The sequence below is a fragment of the Marinomonas sp. 63XJN7_9_ISO-PGPR-S23-217 genome (genome assembly GCF_056173515.1).
The window spans coordinates 4,344,693-4,366,888 of sequence record NZ_CM149678.1 but is presented as its reverse complement, the minus strand read 5'-3'; the positions used below and the strand labels follow the sequence as shown (position 1 = coordinate 4,366,888).

The 22,196-nt window shown below is 44.3% G+C and carries 22 protein-coding genes; 12 read left to right on the top strand and 10 right to left on the bottom strand.

What is annotated here, in order from left to right; genetic code table 11:
• Positions 1 to 3: 3 nt before the first annotated feature.
• The 5 genes from rbfA to AC0VYI_RS20450 all read left to right on the top strand — a co-directional run bounded on the left by rbfA (position 4) and on the right by AC0VYI_RS20450 (position 4,775).
• Positions 4 to 393, top strand: a complete 390-nt coding sequence (gene rbfA, locus AC0VYI_RS20470) for a 30S ribosome-binding factor RbfA (RefSeq protein WP_199473767.1) — start codon at positions 4 to 6, stop codon at positions 391 to 393.
• 9 nt (positions 394 to 402) lie between these two features.
• Positions 403 to 1,329: a tRNA pseudouridine(55) synthase TruB gene (gene truB / locus AC0VYI_RS20465; RefSeq protein ID WP_475445211.1), complete on the top strand. Its 927-nt coding sequence runs from the start codon at positions 403 to 405 to the stop codon at positions 1,327 to 1,329.
• Between the two features lie 112 nt (positions 1,330 to 1,441).
• Entirely contained in the window at positions 1,442 to 1,711 is a 270-nt protein-coding gene (gene rpsO, locus AC0VYI_RS20460; protein ID WP_199473783.1) for a 30S ribosomal protein S15, read from the top strand.
• A 227-nt stretch (positions 1,712 to 1,938) separates the two neighbouring features.
• Positions 1,939 to 4,047 (top strand): polyribonucleotide nucleotidyltransferase, encoded by a 2,109-nt coding sequence (gene pnp / locus AC0VYI_RS20455; RefSeq protein ID WP_475445208.1) that lies wholly within the window; start codon positions 1,939 to 1,941, stop codon positions 4,045 to 4,047.
• 128 nt (positions 4,048 to 4,175) lie between these two features.
• Complete coding sequence (locus tag AC0VYI_RS20450) at positions 4,176 to 4,775, top strand: LPP20 family lipoprotein (RefSeq protein WP_199473787.1); 600 nt, start codon at positions 4,176 to 4,178, stop codon at positions 4,773 to 4,775.
• A gap of 112 nt (positions 4,776 to 4,887) precedes the next feature.
• Here the strand turns inward: AC0VYI_RS20450 and AC0VYI_RS20445 are convergent, their stop codons facing one another.
• The gene (locus tag AC0VYI_RS20445) at positions 4,888 to 5,298 is read right to left on the bottom strand and encodes an acyl-CoA thioesterase (RefSeq protein WP_475445206.1); all 411 of its coding nucleotides are present in this window, start codon (positions 5,296 to 5,298) and stop codon (positions 4,888 to 4,890) included.
• Between the two features lie 28 nt (positions 5,299 to 5,326).
• Between AC0VYI_RS20445 and AC0VYI_RS20440 the strand changes: the two genes are divergently transcribed.
• Positions 5,327 to 6,328, top strand: coding sequence for a DUF3080 family protein (locus AC0VYI_RS20440; protein ID WP_475445204.1), 1,002 nt, complete (start codon positions 5,327 to 5,329; stop codon positions 6,326 to 6,328).
• A 5-nt stretch (positions 6,329 to 6,333) separates the two neighbouring features.
• Here AC0VYI_RS20440 and AC0VYI_RS20435 read toward each other — a convergent pair whose 3' ends face one another.
• The gene (locus tag AC0VYI_RS20435; protein WP_199473791.1) at positions 6,334 to 6,657 is read right to left on the bottom strand and encodes a hypothetical protein; all 324 of its coding nucleotides are present in this window, start codon (positions 6,655 to 6,657) and stop codon (positions 6,334 to 6,336) included.
• 288 nt (positions 6,658 to 6,945) lie between these two features.
• Between AC0VYI_RS20435 and AC0VYI_RS20430 the strand changes: the two genes are divergently transcribed.
• The 4 genes from AC0VYI_RS20430 (at position 6,946) to AC0VYI_RS20415 (ending at position 11,243) form a co-directional block, all read left to right on the top strand.
• Complete coding sequence (locus tag AC0VYI_RS20430) at positions 6,946 to 8,010, top strand: diguanylate cyclase (protein ID WP_199473801.1); 1,065 nt, start codon at positions 6,946 to 6,948, stop codon at positions 8,008 to 8,010.
• A 102-nt stretch (positions 8,011 to 8,112) separates the two neighbouring features.
• Positions 8,113 to 9,087, top strand: coding sequence for a glucokinase (gene glk, locus AC0VYI_RS20425; protein ID WP_475445201.1), 975 nt, complete (start codon positions 8,113 to 8,115; stop codon positions 9,085 to 9,087).
• A 20-nt stretch (positions 9,088 to 9,107) separates the two neighbouring features.
• Complete coding sequence (gene zwf / locus AC0VYI_RS20420) at positions 9,108 to 10,583, top strand: glucose-6-phosphate dehydrogenase (protein ID WP_199473805.1); 1,476 nt, start codon at positions 9,108 to 9,110, stop codon at positions 10,581 to 10,583.
• 30 nt (positions 10,584 to 10,613) lie between these two features.
• Positions 10,614 to 11,243 carry a bifunctional 4-hydroxy-2-oxoglutarate aldolase/2-dehydro-3-deoxy-phosphogluconate aldolase gene (locus tag AC0VYI_RS20415; RefSeq protein WP_475445199.1) on the top strand — a complete coding sequence of 210 codons (630 nt, stop codon included), beginning with the start codon at positions 10,614 to 10,616 and terminating at the stop codon, positions 11,241 to 11,243.
• A gap of 99 nt (positions 11,244 to 11,342) precedes the next feature.
• Here the strand turns inward: AC0VYI_RS20415 and AC0VYI_RS20410 are convergent, their stop codons facing one another.
• The 5 genes from AC0VYI_RS20410 to rpsU form a co-directional block, all read right to left on the bottom strand.
• Positions 11,343 to 12,758, bottom strand: a complete 1,416-nt coding sequence (locus AC0VYI_RS20410) for a PhoH family protein (protein ID WP_475445197.1) — start codon at positions 12,756 to 12,758, stop codon at positions 11,343 to 11,345.
• Between the two features lie 403 nt (positions 12,759 to 13,161).
• Complete coding sequence (gene rpoD, locus AC0VYI_RS20405; RefSeq protein WP_199473811.1) at positions 13,162 to 15,006, bottom strand: RNA polymerase sigma factor RpoD; 1,845 nt, start codon at positions 15,004 to 15,006, stop codon at positions 13,162 to 13,164.
• A gap of 113 nt (positions 15,007 to 15,119) precedes the next feature.
• Positions 15,120 to 17,129, bottom strand: coding sequence for a DNA primase (gene dnaG / locus AC0VYI_RS20400; RefSeq protein ID WP_475445195.1), 2,010 nt, complete (start codon positions 17,127 to 17,129; stop codon positions 15,120 to 15,122).
• Positions 17,130 to 17,133: 4 nt separating this feature from the next.
• Positions 17,134 to 17,580, bottom strand: a complete 447-nt coding sequence (locus tag AC0VYI_RS20395) for a GatB/YqeY domain-containing protein (RefSeq protein WP_199473815.1) — start codon at positions 17,578 to 17,580, stop codon at positions 17,134 to 17,136.
• A gap of 167 nt (positions 17,581 to 17,747) precedes the next feature.
• On the bottom strand, positions 17,748 to 17,963 hold the full coding sequence (gene rpsU / locus AC0VYI_RS20390; RefSeq protein WP_009835737.1) for a 30S ribosomal protein S21: 216 nt from the start codon (positions 17,961 to 17,963) through the stop codon (positions 17,748 to 17,750).
• Positions 17,964 to 18,405: 442 nt separating this feature from the next.
• On the opposite strand from rpsU, the gene tsaD reads away from it, so the two are divergent.
• Together tsaD and folB are read left to right on the top strand one after the other, a co-directional pair.
• Positions 18,406 to 19,446, top strand: a complete 1,041-nt coding sequence (gene tsaD, locus AC0VYI_RS20385; protein ID WP_199473823.1) for a tRNA (adenosine(37)-N6)-threonylcarbamoyltransferase complex transferase subunit TsaD — start codon at positions 18,406 to 18,408, stop codon at positions 19,444 to 19,446.
• On the top strand, positions 19,443 to 19,796 hold the full coding sequence (gene folB, locus AC0VYI_RS20380) for a dihydroneopterin aldolase (protein WP_475445193.1): 354 nt from the start codon (positions 19,443 to 19,445) through the stop codon (positions 19,794 to 19,796). The genes tsaD and folB overlap by 4 nt, the downstream gene beginning before the upstream one ends.
• Positions 19,797 to 19,903: 107 nt before the next feature.
• On the opposite strand, the gene AC0VYI_RS20375 is transcribed toward folB, so the two are convergent.
• The 3 genes from AC0VYI_RS20375 to AC0VYI_RS20365 are packed head-to-tail and all read right to left on the bottom strand — an operon-like array spanning position 19,904 to position 22,190.
• Positions 19,904 to 20,998: a tRNA nucleotidyltransferase/poly(A) polymerase-related protein gene (locus AC0VYI_RS20375; RefSeq protein WP_475445191.1), complete on the bottom strand. Its 1,095-nt coding sequence runs from the start codon at positions 20,996 to 20,998 to the stop codon at positions 19,904 to 19,906.
• Positions 20,999 to 21,045: 47 nt separating this feature from the next.
• Complete coding sequence (glpE, locus tag AC0VYI_RS20370; protein WP_199473835.1) at positions 21,046 to 21,366, bottom strand: thiosulfate sulfurtransferase GlpE; 321 nt, start codon at positions 21,364 to 21,366, stop codon at positions 21,046 to 21,048.
• The gene (locus tag AC0VYI_RS20365) at positions 21,363 to 22,190 is read right to left on the bottom strand and encodes a symmetrical bis(5'-nucleosyl)-tetraphosphatase (RefSeq protein WP_199473837.1); all 828 of its coding nucleotides are present in this window, start codon (positions 22,188 to 22,190) and stop codon (positions 21,363 to 21,365) included. The genes glpE and AC0VYI_RS20365 overlap by 4 nt, the downstream gene beginning before the upstream one ends.
• Positions 22,191 to 22,196 lie beyond the last annotated feature (6 nt).

The window sequence follows — 22,196 nt, the reverse complement described above, 5'->3', positions numbered from 1 at the left end:
ATCATGGCAGGCGAATTTAGTCGTACTAGTCGGATTGGTGACCAGCTCCAGAAGGAGCTGGCGTCCTTGATCCAGTTTGAAGTAAAAGATCCACGTTTGGGGTTGGTGACGATTAACGAAGTGCGTGTAGCAAAAGATTTAGGCTATGCGGACATTTATTACACCGTCTTAGGGAAAGATGATCAACCTGATGTATTGGCTGAAAACCAAGCAGCATTGGACAGTGCAAAAGGTTTTCTACGTCGTCGTTTGGCACAAGAAGTCAAACTTCGCGTCATGCCACATTTGCGTTTTCATTATGACCAGAGTGTGGTCAATGGGTCGCGCATGTCCGCTCTGATTGACGAAGCTATTCGTGGTGATGAAATAAAAAACGGTAGTGAAGGCGAGTAATTTGTTGGTATGGCAAAAGAGAAATGGCGTTCAGTCGACGGTATTGTTCTGCTGAATAAGCCGATAGGTTTGAGCTCGAATCAAGCGTTACAGCGTGTTCGCCGACTTTATAAAGCAGCGAAAGCGGGCCACACTGGGGCGCTTGATCCTTTAGCAACGGGTATGTTGCCGTTGTGTTTAGGGGAAGCGACAAAATTTTCCCAGTATCTATTGGATGCGGATAAGCGTTATTTGACTTGTATCCAATTAGGGCAAAGAACCACGACAGGGGATCGTGAAGGTGACGTGCTGACCGAAGAGTTGGTTCCTTCATTGAGCGATGAGTCTATTGAAGAAATATTAGACGGCTTTCGTGGCGAAATAGAGCAAATTCCCCCTATGTATTCTGCTTTGAAACACGAAGGCAAACCTTTGTATGAGTATGCTCGTCGAGGAATTGTCATTGAAAGAAAGCGTCGTCGCGTTACTATTTCGAATTTAACGCTTGTTTCAAGAACTGAAGATTCATTAACTCTTGATATTCAGTGTTCTAAAGGTACTTATATCCGAACCATTGGTGAAGATATTGGTGAAGTGTTAGGTTGTGGCGCTCATCTGCATTCTTTGCATCGTATTTCGACGGCGGGTTACTCGCCTGAGGATATGCTGACGCTCGAAGAGTTTGAAGCGCTAGCTGAGCTGGGCTGTGAGGCCTTGGATTCTCATCTTATTACGATGGACACGGCAGTAGAATATTTCACACAGGTGGATTTGTCTGGGCCGGATACATTGAGTATGATGCATGGCCGCACTGTTCCCGCGTCTGTTTCATTGGAAAATGAGACGGTGGTTAGGCTGTATGATAAATCATCTCAGCGTTTCTTAGGACTTGGGCAGATAAAAGGGGCGTATATTCGTCCCTATCGATTGGTAAATACTAGCGAGTTCTCTTTATAAATAGCAGTGAGTTCTGTTGAAAAGGGTGTTAAACTTGCTGGTCTAGGATGACTGAAAATATGCTCGGCTATCCTTTATTTTTTTATTGCATATTAATTTGGAGATAAAGATTATGGCATTGTCTGCAGAATCAAAAGCAGCGTTGGTTAAAGAGTTTCAAGTAGCGGAAGGTGACACTGGTTCTCCTGAAGTTCAAGTGGCATTGTTGACTAATAACATTGCAGGTCTACAAGATCACTTTAAAACTCATATTCATGACCACCATTCTCGTCGCGGTCTAATCCGCATGGTAAACCAGCGTCGTAAGTTGCTGGATTACCTTAAGCGTAAAGATGCAGCTCGTTACACTAGTTTGATCAAAAAACTAGGTCTGCGTCGCTAAGACTGAAGAAGGGCCATAAGATATTATGGCCCTTTTTTTATAAGTAGATTCCCAAAGGACAGCCTGTACTTCATATGTGTTTTTCCTTTAACTTGTTGTTTCTGATGTCGCTAAGAGAAGTAATAGTGGCTAAGATTAACGAGTGATAGAGTACCCAGAACATATATGAGTACTGGCTTAAAAAGAGGTCTTTGGGATAAGCAATTTTTTAACCAAAAGGAATACGTGTGAGTATTACGACAAAAACTTTTCAATTCGGTAATGATACCGTAACTCTAGAAACAGGCCGCATTGCTCGTCAAGCAACTGGTGCGGTTCTTTGTACTATCGGCGATGCTCAAGTACTTGCAACCGTCGTAGGTGCTAAATCAGCCAAAGAGGATCAAGACTTTTTTCCTCTTTCTGTTCACTATCAAGAGCGCGCCTACGCAGTAGGTAAAATCCCAGGTGGTTTTTTAAAGCGTGAAGGTCGTCCTTCTGAAAAAGAGACGTTGACCTCGCGTTTGATTGACCGTCCAATTCGTCCATTGTTCCCTAAAGGCTTCATGAACGAAGTCCAAGTGGTTTGTACAGTAATGTCTACCAACACCGACTTGGATGCTGATATTGCTGCAATGCTGGCGACGTCTGCTGCCCTGACTATTTCGGGTATTCCGTTTAATGGTCCTATCGGTGCGGCTCGCGTGGGCTTCAACGATGAATCTGGTTACCTGCTTAACCCAAGTTACTCTGAGTTAGACGGTTCTTTGCTTGACATGGTTGTGGCGGGTACAAAAGACGCTGTATTGATGGTTGAGTCTGAAGCACAAGAGTTGACTGAAGATGAAATGTTAGGCGCTGTACTTTTTGCCCATAAAGAAATGCAAACCGCTATTACGGCGATTACTGAGTTTGCGGCTGAGTGCGGTAAACCTCGCTGGGAATGGCAAGCGCCAACGGCTAAGGTGTCTCTGACCGAAGCGGTTGAGTCTGGCTATGCAGCACAAATCGAAGAAGCCTATAGTATCAGTGAAAAAATGGCGCGTTATGCTCAACTGGGTGTGGTGCGTGATGCAGCCGTTGCGGCTCTTGTTACAGAAGGCGGTGAGTTTTCTGAATCAGATGTCGTTGGTGCTTTCTCTAAACTGGAAAAACGCATTGTTCGTCGCCGTGTCATTGATGGTAAGCCTCGTATCGACGGTCGTGATAACAAAACCGTTCGTCCGATCAATGTCGAAGTGGGATTGTTAAGCAAGACCCACGGTTCTGCTTTGTTTACACGTGGTGAAACTCAGGCTATTGCAACTTGTACGTTAGGTACTAGCCGCGATTCACAAATGACTGACGGCTTGACTGGCGAAAGCAAAGACAGCTTCATGCTTCATTATAACTTCCCTCCTTATTCTGTTGGTGAGTGTGGTCGTATGGGGGGCGTTGGTCGTCGTGAAATTGGCCACGGTCGTCTAGCGCGTCGTGGTGTTCAAGCGGTACTACCTTCAGAAGACGAATTTCCATACACCATTCGTGTCGTTTCTGAGATTACTGAATCGAATGGCTCAAGCTCTATGGCGTCTGTATGTGGTGCCTCTTTGTCTATGATGGACGCGGGTGTGCCTTTAAAAGCGCCTGTTGCTGGTATTGCCATGGGTCTTATCAAAGAAGATGATGGCTTTGCTGTCTTGACGGATATCTTGGGCGATGAAGATCACCTTGGTGATATGGACTTTAAAGTGGCGGGTACCGAAGAAGGTATCACAGCACTGCAAATGGACATTAAAATCGAAGGTATTAACGAAGAGATTATGGATATCGCCTTGAATCAAGCGCTTGAGGCTCGTACACATATCCTTCGTGAAATGGCAAAAGTCATTGGTTACGCTCGTCCTGAAGTATCGCCTAATGCGCCTTCTATGGCGACCATCAAAATTGATCCAGAGAAAATTCGTGATGTAATCGGTAAAGGTGGTGCAACTATCCGTTCTATCACGGAGCAAACTGGTGCATCAATTGATTTGGACGATGATGGTACAGTACGCATCTATGCCGCGGATAAAGCGTCTTCCGATGCCGCTTTGCTTAAGATTTATGAGATTACGGCAGAAGCAGAAATCGATAAACTTTACCAAGGCAAGGTGGTACGTTTGGCTGAATTTGGGGCGTTTGTGAACATTCTACCAGGTAAAGATGGTTTGGTTCACATTTCTCAAATTGCAGAAGAACGCATTCGTGCTGTGTCTGACTTTTTGTCTGAAGGTCAGGATGTCATTGTTAAGGTGCTGGATGTTGATGCCCGTGGTCGTATCAAGCTATCCATGAAAGATGTAACCGAAGAAGAAAAAGCACAATTCACTGCGTAAGCATAATTACTTGGATGTTGTGTTCAAAAAAGGTGTCTTGATGACACCTTTTTTTGTTTTTATCTGAAAAATTGGATTAGTATAAAAGCAGAAATATCGCTTTATTGTCGGATGAATGAGGGATCAAAATGAAGATCAAGCTTCTTAGTGTGGTGGCAATGGCCTGGTTGCTATCAGCCTGTAGTTCTAACGAGACGGTTAAAAATGCCGATGTGTCAGAACCGGTGCAGGATTGTGTGTTTGCGGACGGCTCTAATCAGCCTGCACCACAATGGGTCTGTGGCGCGCCTGTGAAAAACGTCGCTTTATCCGCTGTGGGCTATGCAGAGAAATCTGCCGCTGGACCAAACTTTATGCGTCAAATGGCGGCGACGGCTGCTCGCGTTGAGTTAGCTCAGGTGTTGAGTTTGCAGATGCAAAATATGGTGAAGCAATATGCCGAAACAACGGGCACAGGAGATGCTCAAACGGTTGATCGTGTTAATAGTGTTGTGACCAAACAGATTACTGACCAAAAACTGATTGGCTCTAAAGTGATTCGTCAAATGCCAACGCCTACCGGTGGCATGGTTGTGTTAGTTGGCTTAGATCCGAAACAAACTGAGTCGATTTCTGAAGATATTTTACGCACTTCCATGAAGAATAATGCGGCTATCTTTCAGAAGTTAGAGGCAAAGAAAAGCTTTGATGAATTAGCTGCGGACATTGCTAAGCAAAAAATGCCTTAGTCTTATCTCACGGGCCGTTATTTTGCGTGATTGAGCAGTATGTTGTGGGGATATCGCTTTAGGTGTTTTTACTAAAACACCGAGTGGGCGATTCCCCATTTTCAATATGAGATTAATGGGTGTCGTCTTCGGAGAAGATGGGCGTTGGTTTTTTATTTTCATCAATGGCGACAAAATTAAAGTGGCCTGTAATGGCCTTGGTACGTTTATCGCTGTCTAACTCTTCAAGAAAAATATTGACTTCTACTTTCAAGGATGTACGACCTACACTGACAACGCGAGCAACCAGTTCAACCAAAATACCGGAAGGGATAGGTTGCGTAAAATTAACCTGTTCAGTGGAAATGGTGACAACGTGCTTACGTGAAAAGCGAGTCGCTGCAATATAGGCCACTTCGTCCATCCACTGTAATGCAATACCACCAAACAGAGTATCGTAATGGTTTGTTGTGCTGGGAAAGACCATTTTGGCCACTCGAGTTTCTGAAATTTCTTCACGTTTTTGAATGAGTAGTTGGTTCATGGAGGTTTAAATTTTTCCTAAAAGTATAGTGATAATCGTCACTTTTTTGATGCTTGTCGGTTGTGATGCTCGATACAAACCGGAGCAGGTTCTATCGGAGTATGCTACTAGCTTATCACGCTCAGCCTATCTAGATGTATCGGTTCCTGATCCTGTTATGCCTAAGTTATATCCTTCCGTTCAAGTACGTACTATGGTATTGACTCAGTTTGACGTAAGTTTACTTGATTTTTTGTCTTTGCAGCACTGTGACTTAGGGTTATTAGTGGGGGAGCGTAACAGCGTTTTAGGACGTGTTATGGTAAACAGTCAGCGCTTTTTGTATGAAGTCAAGATTACACGAGCGTTAGAAACCTGTCCGATTGAAAACCAATCACTGGCCGATAAACTGGCTCCCATTGCTAAACAAAAACACAAAGAACTCCCTCGGGCTTTTATTAATGCTGTATTTAATGGGGATGAGGCCAAATCCTTTTTTAGCTTTTCCAATGGCTTTGTTCCGATGGGGTACACGGCGGCAAATTATCAGTCTTTACAGTCTGCTTTAGGGGATTTATTGGTGATCGGTCAGAATGTCTTAACGCTGCCTCACATTGACTCAAATGCATTCGAACAGGATCTAAAAATCATGGCAGACAGCGAGTATGCAGGGAAACTGCTGTATAGCTTATTGCAAATAACTCGTTATTTAAATGCGGTATCCGAGTCGATAGAATTGCTTCCCCCCAATGTGTGTGGGCCTCCTGTCACGTTCTTAAAGCAGCAATTTGAGCATCACTATGTGAAATTGATTCAGCCTTATATGGCGAGGTTGAATGGCACCGCTTATCCTGTGCTATCACAGTTACATCAATTAGCAATGATAGACGATCCTTTACCAGCGGCATTGGCGAATTATTTAGCACAGTTTTCTTTGCAGGATGAACAAAGCGTTTGGAGGCGTTATCAAGCGGCTTCAAGACGTCATGCTATGGCATGGAGTCATTTGTTCCAACGTTGTGGACTCTCTCTAAATCAGAAAAATAATTAACGATTCTAGATGTGTACACTTAACTGGTTTTCTAATGCTTCTACGGCATTGTATTGGTAAGCAGGACCTTGCGCGAGTGGTTCTTCACTTAAGGATTTTAGCATGGCGATGTTTGCTTCGGGGTTGTCCGTGATGCTATGGGAAAATTGAATCGGGCGAATGACGGCGTGTGGCTCATGTCGGTTCAGCGTATCGCTTGTGTCTATAATAGAAGGGCCTGGTTGACTAAACAAACTCATAAATAGCGCAAAGTTAGCACTCCCCGATACGGGAGAACCAGCATAGCTATTTTGAGTGAGTTGTGTTTCAACAATACTTCTGATGTTCATGTGCAAGTCCAATGACATTAGGCTTTTCAGGCTATCGGCAAGCACTCGATATTCTTGATAGCAAAAAATGACCACGCTGGAAAAAATTGAAAATCTTTAATTGTTGCCTGAATAGCTTTATTAGTCTTTCCTATGGCGAATAACGCTCCGTATATTTTGTTGTTATATATGGCGGGAAAAGATGAGTGGGGGTACTATAATAAATTGTAAATCCGTTGATTTTTTAGTCAATATATGGAAAGTTTTTCATTAACGCCGCTCGTTAGAGGTGGTTAAGGCCGATGATGCATGCACGATATCAATGAGCTGATAGAAAACGTTAGGCGTAACGAACAAATAGCCCTCAAATTTTTTGAGATTGAACGTTGTATTTTGTCTATTGGACGTTGTGATCAGTTTGTTTCTACTTTAACAAGAGAAGTGCAGAAACAGTTTAATGTCCCATATGTCTGGGTGAATTTAATCAATGAAGCGCCTTTATCGCATTTAATGGAAGCGTTAGAAAAATCGCCGGATTTACGTGACCGCGTATTGTTTACGCGCCGACGTGCCATGATAGACATCATTAAAGCCAGTAGCCGAACGGTGTTAGTGAATGATGACTTATCTCAATGCGATGAAATTATTCCTTCTGTTTATCGGGATATCATTTCTTCTGTCGCTATTTCGCCGTTGACCATTGATGGTGAATTGGTGGGTTTGTTTTGTCAGGCAGATTCAGATAGCTCTCGCTATGATGCTGCCACGAAAGATACGTTCTTGCTGGATCAGCTAGCGATCAAAATTTCCATTTGTTTAAGTAATGTAACGGCACGGGAGAAGTTAGAATATTTAGCTACTCGGGACCCGTTAACAGGCTTGTTGAATCGTCGGCAACTTGAGCTTATGCTGGACAGGGAATTTGCCCGTTCTCAACAGATGCGGCGTGATTTGACCGTGGTCTTTATTGATTGTGATGGCTTTAAGTCGATTAATGATACTTTGGGACATAATTGTGGAGACGAGGTATTGGAGTATATCGCTAAGCGTCTGCTAAAATATGTTCACAAACAGGGATTGGCCTTTCGTTTTGCTGGCGATGAATTTGTCTTTGTGACGCCCGGTAAGAGTTATGATGATGCGTTGCTCATCGCTGAATCTATTCATGATTATCTTCAATCTAATCCATTGAGGTATAAATCTAATCATGTTCCTATCACGATCAGTTACGGCGGAGCGAGTGTCATGGAAGATAAGCCTACAAACTATAAACATCTGCTTAAAATTGCCGATGAGCGTCTTTACAACTATAAAAATAACCGCAAGCGATCTGTACCGACAAAAGTATTCAAGTTCTTGAACCGAATGCGATGAAATGTAATTTTCTTACATTACATCCTCGAAAATTTTTAAGATGAGTATTTTTTGAGGGTGTTTTGTTGTAAACTTTCAGAAAAAATTAAATAGAGTCCCATTATGTCTCATGCTTTGATTGCTGATTTAGGCGGAACGAATGCTCGGTTTGCATTAGTTCGTATACATGAATTCGATCCTCAAGAAGTCAGTGTGCTGTCTTGTAAGGACTATGAGAACTTTTTTGATGCGGTTGCCGCTTATGTTGATAGTTGTAGCGTCGGCATAGAAAATATAAGTGCGGTGGTATTGGCTATTGCTGGACCGGTTAACCAACCTGTTATTCGTTTTTCCAACAATCCTTGGCAGTTTACTCGTCAAGAAGTTGAATCGTATTTTGGCGAAAACAAAGCGGTTGCTTTGTTAAATGACTTTGATGCTGTCGGTCAATGTTTAGAAATTTTAACCCCTAAAGACATGGTGGTCATTGGTGATAATGCTAAGGTTGATCCCAAAGGGGCTGCATGGGTTGTTGGTGCCGGGACTGGGCTTGGGGTAGCTTGTGTTGTGCCTCAGGATCATGGCCCCAATATTGTGCTGCCTGGTGAGGGAGGGCATGTCGATTTAGCAACCTGCAACGAATTGGAAGACGATATTTTACGCTTTTTACGAAAAAGGCATAATCGAGTATCCGCAGAGCGGGTTCTTTCAGGTATGGGGCTTGAAAATATCTATGAAGCGATGGCTTTTCGAGAAGGAATTGAGCGTCGTTTGACTGCGCCTGAGATTGGTGACGCTTTGAAGTCGGGAACGGACCCCATTGCGAAAGCTGCTCTTGAACAGTTCTTTGTTTTTCTGGGACGAGTGATCGGCGATTTAGTTTTATCGGTTGAATCTCGGGGTGGGGTATATATTGCTGGCGGCATTGTTCCTCGTTATCTAAATGAAATTCAAAAAAGTGGCTTTCGAAAAGCGATGCAAGAGAAAGGTCGTATGAAAGATTTTGTTGCCCCCATTGCCACTTTCGTTGTGATGTCTGAATACCCAGGGCTGATGGGGTGTGCTTGTTATGCCTCTCATCTTTTATCGAAAGCCTAAAACAGTTGGAGAAAGAATCTATGAAGGCCAGTTTAAAAGCCTGTGATGTCGTTATTTTTGGTGGTGGTGGTGATCTTGCTATGCGTAAGCTGTTGCCAGCCCTTTACCATTTAGAAATGGATGGTTTACTCGCTTCGACCACTCGAATTATCGGCGCTTCTCGACGTGATATGAGTGCTCAAGATTATCAAGAAAAAGTACGTGGTGCGCTGGATGAGTTTGTCCCTTCAAGCGTTGGTGATGAGAAAACATGGCCACGTTTTAAAGATCGTCTGAGTTATGTGTCCGTTGACGCTCAGCAAGAATCTGACTTCTCCCGCTTTACCGATCACGAAATTGGTGGTGATAACCGAGATGTGGTTTTCTATCTTGCCACTTCACCAGATTTGTTTGGTTCTATCTGCTCTTCCCTAGCCACTCATGGTTTAAATAAAGAACGTATGCGTGTCGTGTTGGAAAAACCGCTAGGTCGTGATTTGGCGTCATCCCGTGCGATCAACGATGAAGTGATGCAAAATTTTGCTGAGTCGCAAGTTTTCCGAATTGACCATTACCTTGGTAAAGAAACCGTTCAGAACTTATTGGCGATTCGCTTTGGTAACACCTTGTTTGAACCTCTATGGGACAGTGCTCACATTGATAATGTGCAAATTACCGTATCAGAAACCGTTGGTGTGGAAGGACGTTGGGGTTACTACGATAAAGCAGGCGCCATGCGAGATATGGTACAAAACCACATTGTCCAGTTGCTGTGTTTGGTAGCTATGGAACCCCCTGGACGTATGGATGCGGATTCAGTACGTGATGAAAAAATCAAAGTATTGAAAGCCCTGCGTCCGATTGTTGGTGCCAATGCCTACACTAAAACGGTGCGTGGTCAATATGCTAAAGGCATGATCAAGGGGAAAGAGGTACCTGGTTATTTCGATGAAGAGGGAAGTAATCCTGAGTCGCGTACGGAAACCTTTGTAGCATTGCGTGCAGACATTGATAACTGGCGTTGGGCGGGTGTACCGTTTTATCTAAGAACGGGCAAGCGTCTAGGGCAGCGTTATTCTGAAATTGTTATTCAGTATAAGTCTGTGCCTCACAGTATTTTCAGTGACGAAAGTAATCGTCAGCTACAGCGTAATCAGCTTGTTATTCGCTTGCAGCCGGAAGAAAAAATTTCGCTAACGGTCATGAACAAAGTACCTGGCGCAAGCGAGGGGATGAATCTCCAACCTGTTGATCTTAACCTCAGTTTGACAGAAGCTTTTCATAATAAGCGTAGTCCTGAAGCCTATGAGCGTTTGTTGCTGGATGTAATGCGTAATGATGCGACCTTGTTTATGCGCTATGACGAAGTAGAAGCGGCATGGAAATGGGTTGACGGCATTATGGCGGCATGGAACCAAACCAGTGAACGTCCTAAAGAATATGCTTCTGGTTCATGGGGCCCTGCGGCGTCTATGGCGTTGCCAATCAAAGATGGCCGTAACTGGCATGACTACTAGCCCTTAAGGTCTTAATAAAAGGAAAATAACATGACGGTTTCTTATACTGCAGAGCAAGTGATGACGGCGACCCCGGTGGTGCCTGTTATTGTCGTGGACGATGTGGCGCAAGCGGTTGCTTTAGGTAAAGCGTTGGTCGCCGGTGGCGTACCTGTATTGGAAGTGACCATGCGAACATCTGCTGCATTGGCAGCAATAACAGCCCTTCGCAAAGAAGTGCCTGAAGCGATTGTTGGCGCGGGTACGGTCTGTTCTCGTGAGCAATATGTTCAGGCGGTAGAGGCTGGCTCTCAATTTATTATCAGTCCTGGTTTGACGCCTGACCTATTAAAGGTCGGTAAAGAATATGATATTCCTTATTTGCCTGCTGTCGCGACTATTTCAGATATTCTGCTAGGCATTGAATATGGCTACGACCGCTTTAAATTTTTCCCAGCCGAAGTGAACGGTGGGGTAAAGGCATTGAAAGCATTTGGTGGTCCTCTGCCGCATATCAAGTTTTGCCCAACGGGCGGAATCAGCGCCGGTAATTTCCGAGAATATTTAGCTCTGCCGAATGTGCTTTGTGTTGGTGGTTCTTGGATCGTACCTACTGACTTAGTCAAAGCAGGTAAATGGGATGAGATTACAGCATTAGCACAATCTGTCGTCAGCCAGTAAGTATTGTTGATGTTATAAGTTTTGTTTCTTACGTCAACGTGTTTGAGGACAGGACAACAGAGAATGAAAAGGGAGGACTGATGCGTCCTCCCTTTTTTATTACAGGTTTTCTTCCGCGAATTCCGCTAAGCGGCTTCGTTCTATACCATTGACGTGCATAATACTGGCGTATTTGAATGACTTGGTTTTCTCGACTAAGTAGGTTAGACCTGAGGTGAGAGGTGTGATGTATTTGTTGTCGATTTGGGCCAAGTTGCCTAGCACAATGATTTTAGAGTTGCTACCGACCCGTGTGACAATGGATTTAAGTTGAAACTGAGTCAGCCCCTGTGCCTCATCAATAATGATTAGAGCGTTATTGAACGAGCGACCCCGCATAAAGTTTAATGATTTAAATTGGATGTTGGCCTTTTGTTTGACATAGTCAATGCTGCTAAAGGCATGCTCATCCGCTCCATGAAGGATCTCTAGGTTATCGTCGAAAGCGGCAAGCCAAGGTGCCATTTTCTCTTCTTCTGTCCCTGGTAGAAAGCCAATATCTTCTGCCATGGGGGGGGTGGAACGAGCCACAATGATCTTATTAAAACGTTTTTCTTCCATGGTGACTTGTAAGCCATAGGCCAGGGCTAGTAGGGTTTTTCCTGATCCTGCGGGGCCTGTCATGACCATTAAATCAGAGTTATCATGACGTAATAGATAAAACGCCATGGCTTGCTCTAAGTTTCTTGGGCTAATGCCCCAGAAGCTTTGATTCATTAGGTTTTGTTTATTGATATCGAGAAGGTAGATATATTCTTTGTCTATATTGACGACAAAACCGACAAAATCCTCTTGATCAATAATAAACATATTGAAATATAGGGTTGGTAAATCGGATTTTTTGATGACGTGTACAGTGTGACGACCGTGCGCTTCGGTTTTGACACTGCCTATTTTCGACCAAATGCTGTTCTCCACTTCAATGTAGCCTTTACTCATCAGGTCGACATCGTCTAGGACCTTGTCTTTACGATAGTCCTCTACACGCTCTAAGCCTGAGCCTTTGGCTTTGATTCGCATATTGATGTCTTTGGTTACCAAGCACACGTCAGCCCGTGGGTTGGTGGCTTGAAGGCTTAGAGCAACATTAATAATTCGATTGTCGTTTGCATGATCGTGGTTGCCGTTTAAAAATGGAACATTGTCTAGACTGGTAATTTGTTGGTCAGGATAAATGGCCAGAGAGCCTTCTACATAGGATTTTTGGGTGTTGTCTGGTTCATGGTCGTTGTGAATACTAGTGCGAATTTGCACGCCGCTTTGTAACTTTTTGGGCGTGGCGTCACCGACAATTTTATCAATGGTGTTAATGGCTAAACGCGCCTCGCGACTAACGTCTTTGTCGCGGCGATCTTTTATTACATCCAGCTCTTCTAATACGGTCATGGGGATGACTACTTTGTGTTCAGCAAAAGCGTAGATGGCTAAAGGGTCGTGTAGTAAGACATTGGTGTCTAGAACATAAATTTTTTCCATACAGCATTACTCCTTTGGGACGCAAAAAGCGTCTTGTTTGAGGTGTGGATTGATTTGAAAAAAAGATTGCTGACCGAGTTGATTAAAGGGGGTTTTTGGGTAAAACAAGTAGGAGATGTTAGAAAAGTAAACATCCGTTAAAAACGATGAACGTATTTCATTGCGAAAAGCGTTCAGATAATGGTCGTGTTTTTGCTCACGAAGTTTTTTTGGCAAACTGAATCTCACTGTCTTTTGTCCGATTGTAGTTTGAGTGTATGACAGTTTTGTTGATTATGCTGCGTTTTTTTTTCAGAAATCCGAGGGCTTAATAAGATTAATGCACTATGAGAACAAGAGAAGAGATATAAAAAAAGCCGTTGCATAACAACGGCTTTTAAAAACACATCACTAAAAGACTGTATCAGTCGTCTAAGAAGCTTCTCAGGTGTTCTGAGCGGCTTGGGTGACGCAGTTTACGTAATGCTTTAGCTTCGATTTGACGAATACGTTCACGGGTAACATCAAACTGTTTGCCCACTTCTTCAAGAGTGTGATCAGTATTCATATCAATGCCGAAACGCATGCGAAGAACTTTGGCTTCACGGGCAGTTAAACCAGCCAGCACCATGGTGGTGGATTCACGCAGACCTTCAATCGTGGCAGTGTCGATAGGTGACTCAGCACCATCGTCTTCAATAAAGTCACCTAGATGTGAATCTTCATCGTCACCGATCGGTGTTTCCATTGAAATCGGCTCTTTAGCGATTTTCAAGACTTTGCGAATCTTGTCCTCAGGCATATCCATGCGAGCAGCCAATTCTTCTGGTGTTGCTTCGCGTCCCATCTCCTGAAGCATCTGACGAGAGATGCGATTCAGTTTGTTAATGGTTTCGATCATGTGCACAGGGATACGAATCGTACGAGCCTGATCCGCAATGGAGCGAGTGATAGCCTGACGGATCCACCATGTTGCGTAAGTCGAGAATTTATAACCTCGGCGGTATTCGAATTTATCGACGGCTTTCATCAAACCAATGTTACCTTCTTGGATAAGATCCAAAAATTGTAGGCCACGGTTTGTGTATTTCTTCGCAATGGAAATAACCAATCGCAAGTTGGCTTCAACCATTTCTTTTTTCGCGCGACGAGCGCGCGTTTCACCAATGGAAATACGACGGTTGATTTCTTTTAACTCGGCGATGCTAAGCCCTGTTTCTTTCGCTACGGCTCTTAGTTTACGCTGGCTGCGCATAAACTCAGCTTCATTTTCTTCAAGACCAGGTGCATAGTTGGCGCCTGAAGAAATCTGCTCTTTTAACCAATCAGGATTGGTTTCATTGCTAGGGAAGCGTTTCAAAAACTCTGTGCGTGGCATGCCTGCTTTGCGGACACACACTTGCATAATCAAACGTTCTTGCTCACGTACTTTGTCCATACGTGAACGAACACGGTCAATAAGATCATCAAAGATCTTAGGTACCAGTTTGATAGGGGCAAAACTAATGCTGAGCTCTTCTTGTTTGCTTTGAACATCAGGATCTTGGCGATCGCGTGTTTTCAGTAACTCTTTAAGCTCATTATAGATGCGGGTAATGTCATTGAAACGAAGTGCTGTTTCTTCTGGATCAGGACCGCTATCCGTTTCTTCTTCTGAAGAGGCATCGGTATCGTCGTCATCTTCATCGGATTCTGTATCGATGGTATCGTCCTCGGCAGGAATCTCATCCGGAACGTCATCAAAGACAGGTTCTTCACCATCACCATCGATGAACCCACTAAATATATCGCTTAGACGACCTTCTTCTTCTTTCACCTTGGTGTAGGCATCAAGAAGAACATCGACCGCGCCTGGGAAGTAGGAAATAGCCGCCATGACTTCTCTCGTACCTTCTTCGATACGCTTAGCTATGGCGATTTCGCCTGCTCGAGTCAAAAGTTCAACGGTACCCATTTCCCGCATGTACATACGAACCGGATCAGTGGTTCGAGTGATGTCGCCCTCTACTGCGGCAAGAGCAGCGGCGGCCTCTTCGGCAGCGGCTTCATCGGTTGAATCGCCTTCTTCCATAAGAAGACTGTCTTTATCAGGGGCAAATTCAGAAACCATGATGCCCATGTCATTGATCATGGCAATGATTTCTTCTACCTGATCTGGATCAGAAAGGTCATCAGGGAGATGGTCGTTGACTTCGGCAAAAGTGAGGTAACCTTGTTCTCTACCTTTAGCGATCAGCTCTTTGAGACGTGACTGTTGAGTGTCTGGCATTCGACAACCTATCGTTAGAAATTCGTTTGGAGTTTTGCAAGCAGCGGATTATAACAAAAGAGTTCAATTTTATCCAGATATTCTCTCTTTTTTGAGTGAAAATCAGGCAGTTGTTACGACTTTTTCCGTCGCATTTGTTCCATTAAGTTACGTAATTCTTGCTTGCTGTCATCATCCTTTATGGATTCGTTTCCTTGGTTTTTCAAGCGGGTAATACTGCTATTTAAACCAAGATTTTTTTCCATGTTGGATACCATATCTATCACTTCTTGCTGAGCATTGGAAATTTTTAGCTTAGTTGTGGCATCTTGGTGGTTTAAAAGTGCATAAATACCTTGAATTGTGGTGTTTTCTATCGTTGACCCCAGCAAGTGGCCAACATTGTTTTTAGGGTATTTTGTGAAATATCTCCATATTTTACAAAACAGTTGTAGCTCTTCATCGGCTTTATTCTGTAAGGGATCGGGAATTTCAATGGTGCTGGCAATCTTAGGTTGCAGCAAAAGGCAAAGGGTCGCTTGTTTGACTCGGCTTAGTGTCGGAGCTGGCGGCGGGAGTGTCGCGGTATCATCCTGATTGAATTTGCCTTTTTTAAATGGCGCTTTTCCATACGACTTTTTGCTTGTTGACGTTCTTGTTGGGGTATAAGTGATCTCTGAGTCATAAAGATGGGTGCTGGGTGAGTAATCATCGTAGTCACCATGACTCAAAGTGCTGTCATAATAATTTAAATCAGGCGCATCATCATGGTTGTTGTAGGGTGCAGTTGTTGTGGCGGAGGTGTCTGGAGTCTCAGACTCAGGGGAGAAGTGACGGCGTGTTTTGAAGACTGTATTATTTAATGTGTTGCTATCAATGCCAGATTGGTCGCTTAACTGACGAATCAATACAGAGCGAAAGGTGAGCTCTTTGGGAATTTGTTGAATCATCTCCATAGCGTTGCGAGCAAATTGTGCTTCACCTTCTTCGTCTCCAAGGGTAACTTGCTTTCTGGCATGGTCAAAAAGGACATGGGATAGCGAGTGAGCGTCTTCTAAGCGATGGGTAAATGACTCTTTGCCTTCTTTTCTCACCAACGAATCAGGATCCTCTCCCTCTGGTAAGAATAAAAAGCGTACTTGTTTTTCATCCTGCATGACAGGAAGCGCAGCTTCTAAGCCACGAATGGCAGCAGCTCGGCCCGCTTTATCACCGTCAAAACAGAGTGTTACTTTGCTGACAAGTTTAAATAACTTGCGGATATGTTGGCTATTGACAGAGGTGCCTAAGGTGGCGACAGCGTTCGTTATGCCATGTTGGGCTAAGACGATCACGTCCATATAGCCTTCGACGACAATAATCTGCTCAAGGATAGGGGTGTTTTGTTTGGCTTCGAACAAGCCGTATAACTCTTGGCTTTTTTGAAAAACAGGGGTTTCGGGTGAGTTCAGGTATTTGGGTTTTTCATCGCCAAAAGCACGACCGCCAAAGGCGATGACTCGACCACGGGTGTCGCGAATTGGAAACATGATGCGATCGCGAAAACGGTCATAGTAATGGCCCGGTTGATCTTTTTTCTCAATCAGCATACCGCCGAGTAAGAGTTGCTCTTGTTGCTCGGCACGTGTGCCTATTTTTCTGAGCAGATTGTCCCAGCCCTGAGGAGCAAACCCCAAGCCAAATACCTTGGCTATTTGTCCAGATAAGCCTCGTTCGGTAGAGAGATAGTCAGTGGCTCGTTTTTTGTCGGGGTGTTTGATCAGTTGTTCTTGGAAGAAATGGGTACTTTCAGACAATCGTTTTAGCAGTTCTGCGTTCTGTTCATAGCGATCTGGTGCACCTTTTTCTCTGGGTACTTCTAGACCCGCATCTTTAGCGAGCACTTCGATGGCATCAATAAAGTCTAGGTGGTCATGTTCCATTACGAAGGAAATGGCATTCCCGCCTGCGCCGCAACCAAAGCAATAATAAAATTGTTTGTTTGGGTTTAAGCTGAAAGAGGGGGTTTTTTCATTATGAAATGGGCATAAGGCACTGTAGTTTTGCCCGGTTTTTTTCAAGCTAATGCGGGACGCAACCACATCGGTTATGTCGGTTCGAGCTAAGAGCTCGTCAATAAACTGATCTGGAATACGTCCTGCCATATCATTAACCCAGTTGCGCCTTAACTTGCTTGCTGACTTGTGCCATGTCGGCACGACCTTGCACTTGAGGTTTCACAATTGCCATTACGGCGCCCATTTGTTGCATGGAGTTAGCACCTGTTTCGGCAATAGCGGCTTTGACGATCTCGGCAACTTCATCATCGGTGAGCGCTGTAGGAAGAAACTCACTGATAATAGCCATTTCTTCCTGTTCTACTTGTGCTAAGTCTTCACGGCCTCCGTCGAGAAATTGTTGGCTGGAGTCTTTGCGCTGTTTGTTCATTTTGTCCAGCACTGCCAATACTCGAGCGTCGTCTAATTCGATACGTTCGTCTACTTCGATTTTTTTGAATTCAGATAAAATCGTGCGAATAACGGCAACGCGCTGCTTTTCTTTTGCTCGCATGGCCGTTTTTAGGGAGTCGGAGATGTGCTTTTTTAAGTCTGACATGGGGTCCTCTTTTAATTGATAGAAATCTTTGCAATGATCGGCAAGGATTCCTTTGTAAGCAAAAAAAACGGCTAGTTTGTTAACTAGCCGTTTTTTTATAAGCCTAAAAGCACGGTGCGTCTAGGCAAACATTTGTTTTTTAGCAAATTGCCAAACGGCAGATTGGCTTAGTACAAACGTTGGAATTTTTTCTGCTCACGAGACACTTTTTTCGCGTGACGTTTAACTGCCGCTGCGGCAGCACGTTTGCGAAGTGTTGTTGGTTTTTCGTAGCATTCACGACGACGAACTTCAGCCAACACACCTGCTTTTTCACAAGAGCGTTTGAAGCGACGTAGAGCGATGTCAAATGGTTCGTTATCTTTTACTTTTACAGCTGGCATATTTTTACCTTTTAAATGTGTTTTAAGTTTAAATTGTGCAAAAACGGCGTGAATCATACCTGTATTGACAGGGCTTTCAAAGCACACTTTTGCTGAACAGAGTGAGATCATCTATTTCATGGCATATTTGCCCTATAGAGATCGATTTCTCTAACCCTGAAACAGACTGTATTGCGTCTGTCTTTATTCATTTTCTTTCATAAGGGTGTTTGTATCTCACTCTGATGGTGGCTTGATAAGTGATGAGCATTATCACATCAAACAATACCGCTACGAGAATGGATCAAACGAGAAAAAATCACCTGCCTTTTTATCTAAACGTTTAAAACGCGCGTATTCTAAAACGTTTGGCGTGCTTTGTCCAATCAGATTTGTGTAGGCTCTGCCTTAACGTATGTAGATGGGGTACAATGCGAGCAAATTTTGTGATGAGACCATAGTAATGAAAGTATTGGGATTAGAGACGTCATGTGATGAGACGGGAATCGCCATTTACGATACCGAAAACGGCCTTTTAGCCCATAAAATATATTCGCAGATTGCTAAGCATGCCGAATATGGTGGTGTGGTGCCTGAGTTGGCGTCACGTGATCATGTGCGTAAAACCTTGCCCCTGATCGATGAGGTATTGCGAGAAGCGAGACTGACTAAGCATGAGTTGGACGCTGTTGCCTATACCAGTGGCCCAGGTTTAGTTGGGGCGCTGATGGCGGGGGCCACGATTGGCCGCTCGCTGGCTTATTCATTAAATATCCCCGCGTTAGGCGTGCATCATATGGAAGGGCACTTGTTAGCTCCGATGCTGGAAGCAACAAAACCTGACATGCCTTTTATCGCTTTGTTGGTTTCTGGTGGTCATACTCAGCTTGTTCGGGTGGATGCGATAGGTGAATATCGTTTGCTTGGTCAGTCTTTGGATGATGCTGCCGGTGAAGCCTTTGATAAAGCGGCCAAAATGATTGGTTTACCTTATCCTGGTGGGCCTCAAATCGCTGCTTTGGCCAAAACGGGACAGGTACGTCCTGATCTGAAGTTCCCGCGCCCTATGACGGATCGCCCAGGATTGGATTTTAGTTTCAGTGGCTTGAAAACCGCGTTTTTAACCGCGATCCACAGTGCATTGGATGAGGAACGTTGTGATGAGCAGTTCAAAGCCGATGTCGCTTTGGCCTTTGAAATGGCGGTGGTGGATACCTTGGTGATCAAATGTCGTCGGGCTCTAGAAAGTGAAGGGTTAAAGCGGCTGATTATCGCCGGTGGCGTTAGTGCTAATACCCGTTTGCGTGAACAGCTTGAGTCTCAGTTGAAAAAAATACAGGCCAGTGTGTTTTATGCGCGGCCGGAGCTGTGTACTGATAACGGTGCGATGATTGCCTATGCGGGGGCTCAGCGCTTGATTTGTGGGCAATCCTCAGGCTTGAATTTATCTATTCGTGCGCGTTGGCCACTATCCGAATTACCGTCTGTTAAAGGTGTCGCATGAAAGACATTGTGTTTATTGAAGAGTTAAAAGTACAGGCTGTCATTGGGGTTTATGACTGGGAAAAAATCATTAAACAGGAACTGTTGTTGGACCTTGAAATGGAACATGACAATCGTGTTCCAGCACAAACAGACGATTTATCTAAAACTCTCGATTATGAAGCGATTTCAAATTTTATTACGGCGTTTTGTCTGGAACGGCAATTTGAATTAATCGAGACGTTAGCAGAACGCTTAAGTGACGAGATTATTAAGATATTTTCCGTAAGTGCCTTAACGTTGACGGTACGCAAGCCTGGGGCTGTTCCTGCCGCAAGGTCTGTTGGGGTTAAGTTATATCGAACGGCTTAAACATTTGAGGGACATGATAAGATCCCTCCTGATGTACAATTGTCATGGCTTTGAGCAAGGTTGGTCATCTTGTTCTAAGGAGGCTTAGGTAATACAAGAGTAGATGTCTAGGTAATGAATGGGTGAAGCATTTTTTCCAAGGTTGTGATACGGGTGGCCTTCAATGCTTGACCAAGCTCCGCTCCCGAAAAACCTTGTTTCATTAAGCTGGCAGCGTTGATGTTTGCAATACTATCACGCAGGCTAAGCCAGTCTTCTTGTTTGGTATTCGTTAATAAACTCAATACTTCTACTAGAAGTTTATAAGGTTGGTGTTTTTTTATGGCACCGACGGAAAGTAGCCATGTTTCCCAGTGTGCTGCTGACATGGGAATGTGATGAGTTTGCAGAAAATGACAAGATTGTTCCGCTATTTGTTTGTACTTATTTGGGCATTTAAGGTTCTGATGTAAGACAATTAGCGCGTCAAGCGGGGTGTGTTGACAAATCATTGCCCAACGTTGAGTGGGGGCCAGTGCTGAAGATTGTAATTGTTCTTTGGTTGACGCCAAACTCCTCCACTCAAGTTGTGGAAACAAGTAGACTAAGGCGTCGACTTGCTGCAGTACATCAAAAAAGACAAAGCTATTAGGCGTCATTAAGGCTTTTTCTAGCTCTTTCCAGACGCGTTCAGGGCTGAGGGTGCGTAGTTCCCCTGAATGACTGATTTGACGCATTAAGTTGAGGGTATCAGGGGCGATATGAAAGCCAAAATGATGAAACCGAGAAGCAAAGCGAGCGACACGGAGCACTCTAAGTGGGTCTTCAACAAACGCATCGGAGACATGTCGTAAGAGACGGTGCTCAAGATCTTCCTTACCATGAAACGGATCGATTAGCTGACCGTCAGGTGTCTGTGCTATGGCGTTGATGGTGAGATCTCGGCGAGCTAAATCTTCTTCTAAGCGAATATCGGGAGAAAAATCACAAATAAATCCGGTGTAACCCTGGCCTTGCTTTTTTTCTTTTCGAGCGAGCGCGTATTCTTCCTTGGTGTCCGGATGCAAAAAAACCGGAAATTGCTTGCCTACTTGTTGATAACCTTGTGCGGCTAACTGATCCGGAGTGGCACCAGTCACCACCCAGTCGTGATCTTTTACAGTGAGCCCTAGTAATTGGTCTCTAACGGCTCCACCGACTAAATACACCTGATATGTTGTCATGCTTTTATCGCTCTACTAGCAGGCCATTTATTGTTGATAGAGTGTCTCTAAGATCCAAGCTCGCATTGTTCTGGGAACATGGCGCTCCATTGACTGAAGCCACCATTTAGTGAGTAGACTTCTTGAAAGCCTTGGGCCGCTAGATACTCTGCGGCGCCTTTACTACTGTTGCCGTGGTAGCAACAGACAACAACTGGCTTGTTTTTGTCTGCTTGTTCGATAAACTCTTGGACATTATCGTTATTTAGCAAGATAGCATTATTGATATGGCTTTGTTGGTAACTTGCTTGGTCACGAATATCCACAATCGTCGCATCGTTTTCGATAATAGGAAGGGCATCAGACACATCGATACAAGTATAAGTCATAGTTCTTTCCGTTTAATGGTACATGGCGTGCTAAAAAGCTGTTGATCATCAAGTCGTAAGGCCGTTAGGCTACCTCCCCAAACACAACCTGTATCCAGTGCATGGATAGTATTGGAGTGGGTAATGCCCTCAAGTGCTGCCCAATGACCAAAAACAACGTGGCAATCTTCAGGCAATTGGGTTGGATAAGAGAACCAAGGGGCATAGCCCTCTGGTGCCGTATCTAGGCCTTCTTTCGTTTTTAGGTCTAAAGTACTATCTACCGCACAAAAACGCATACGGGTTAGGTAGTTGGTGATGGCACGGAGTCTATCCATTCCTATTAGATTGTTATCCCACCTTTGTGGTGTATTACCATACATAACCGCGAGAAAATCATCAACTGTATCGCTTCTCAGTTGATTTTCTACTTCTTGGGCGAGGGTCAGGGTTTGTTCCAATGTCCAGCAGGGTGGTATGCCCGCATGAGTCATAATGGTATTGAGGCTTTCATCGTAGTGGCAAAGTGGCTGCTGGCGAAGCCATTCCATGAGTTCGTCTCGATCGCTTGCCGTTAATATATCGAGCAGAGTGTCATTGCGCTTTAGTGCGCTATGACCGCGTGAGACAGCCAGCAAGTGTAGATCGTGATTGCCCAAAACAGCGGTGGCATTGTTCCCTAGAGACTTGATAAAACGAAGGGTTTCCAAGGATTCTGGGCCACGATTGATAAGATCACCCGCAAACCATAGATGATCTTTTTGGGGATCATAATGAAAGGTCTCGAGTAGCGCCATAAGTGGTGTAAAACAGCCCTGTAGGTCACCAATTGCATAGGTCGCCATATGTTA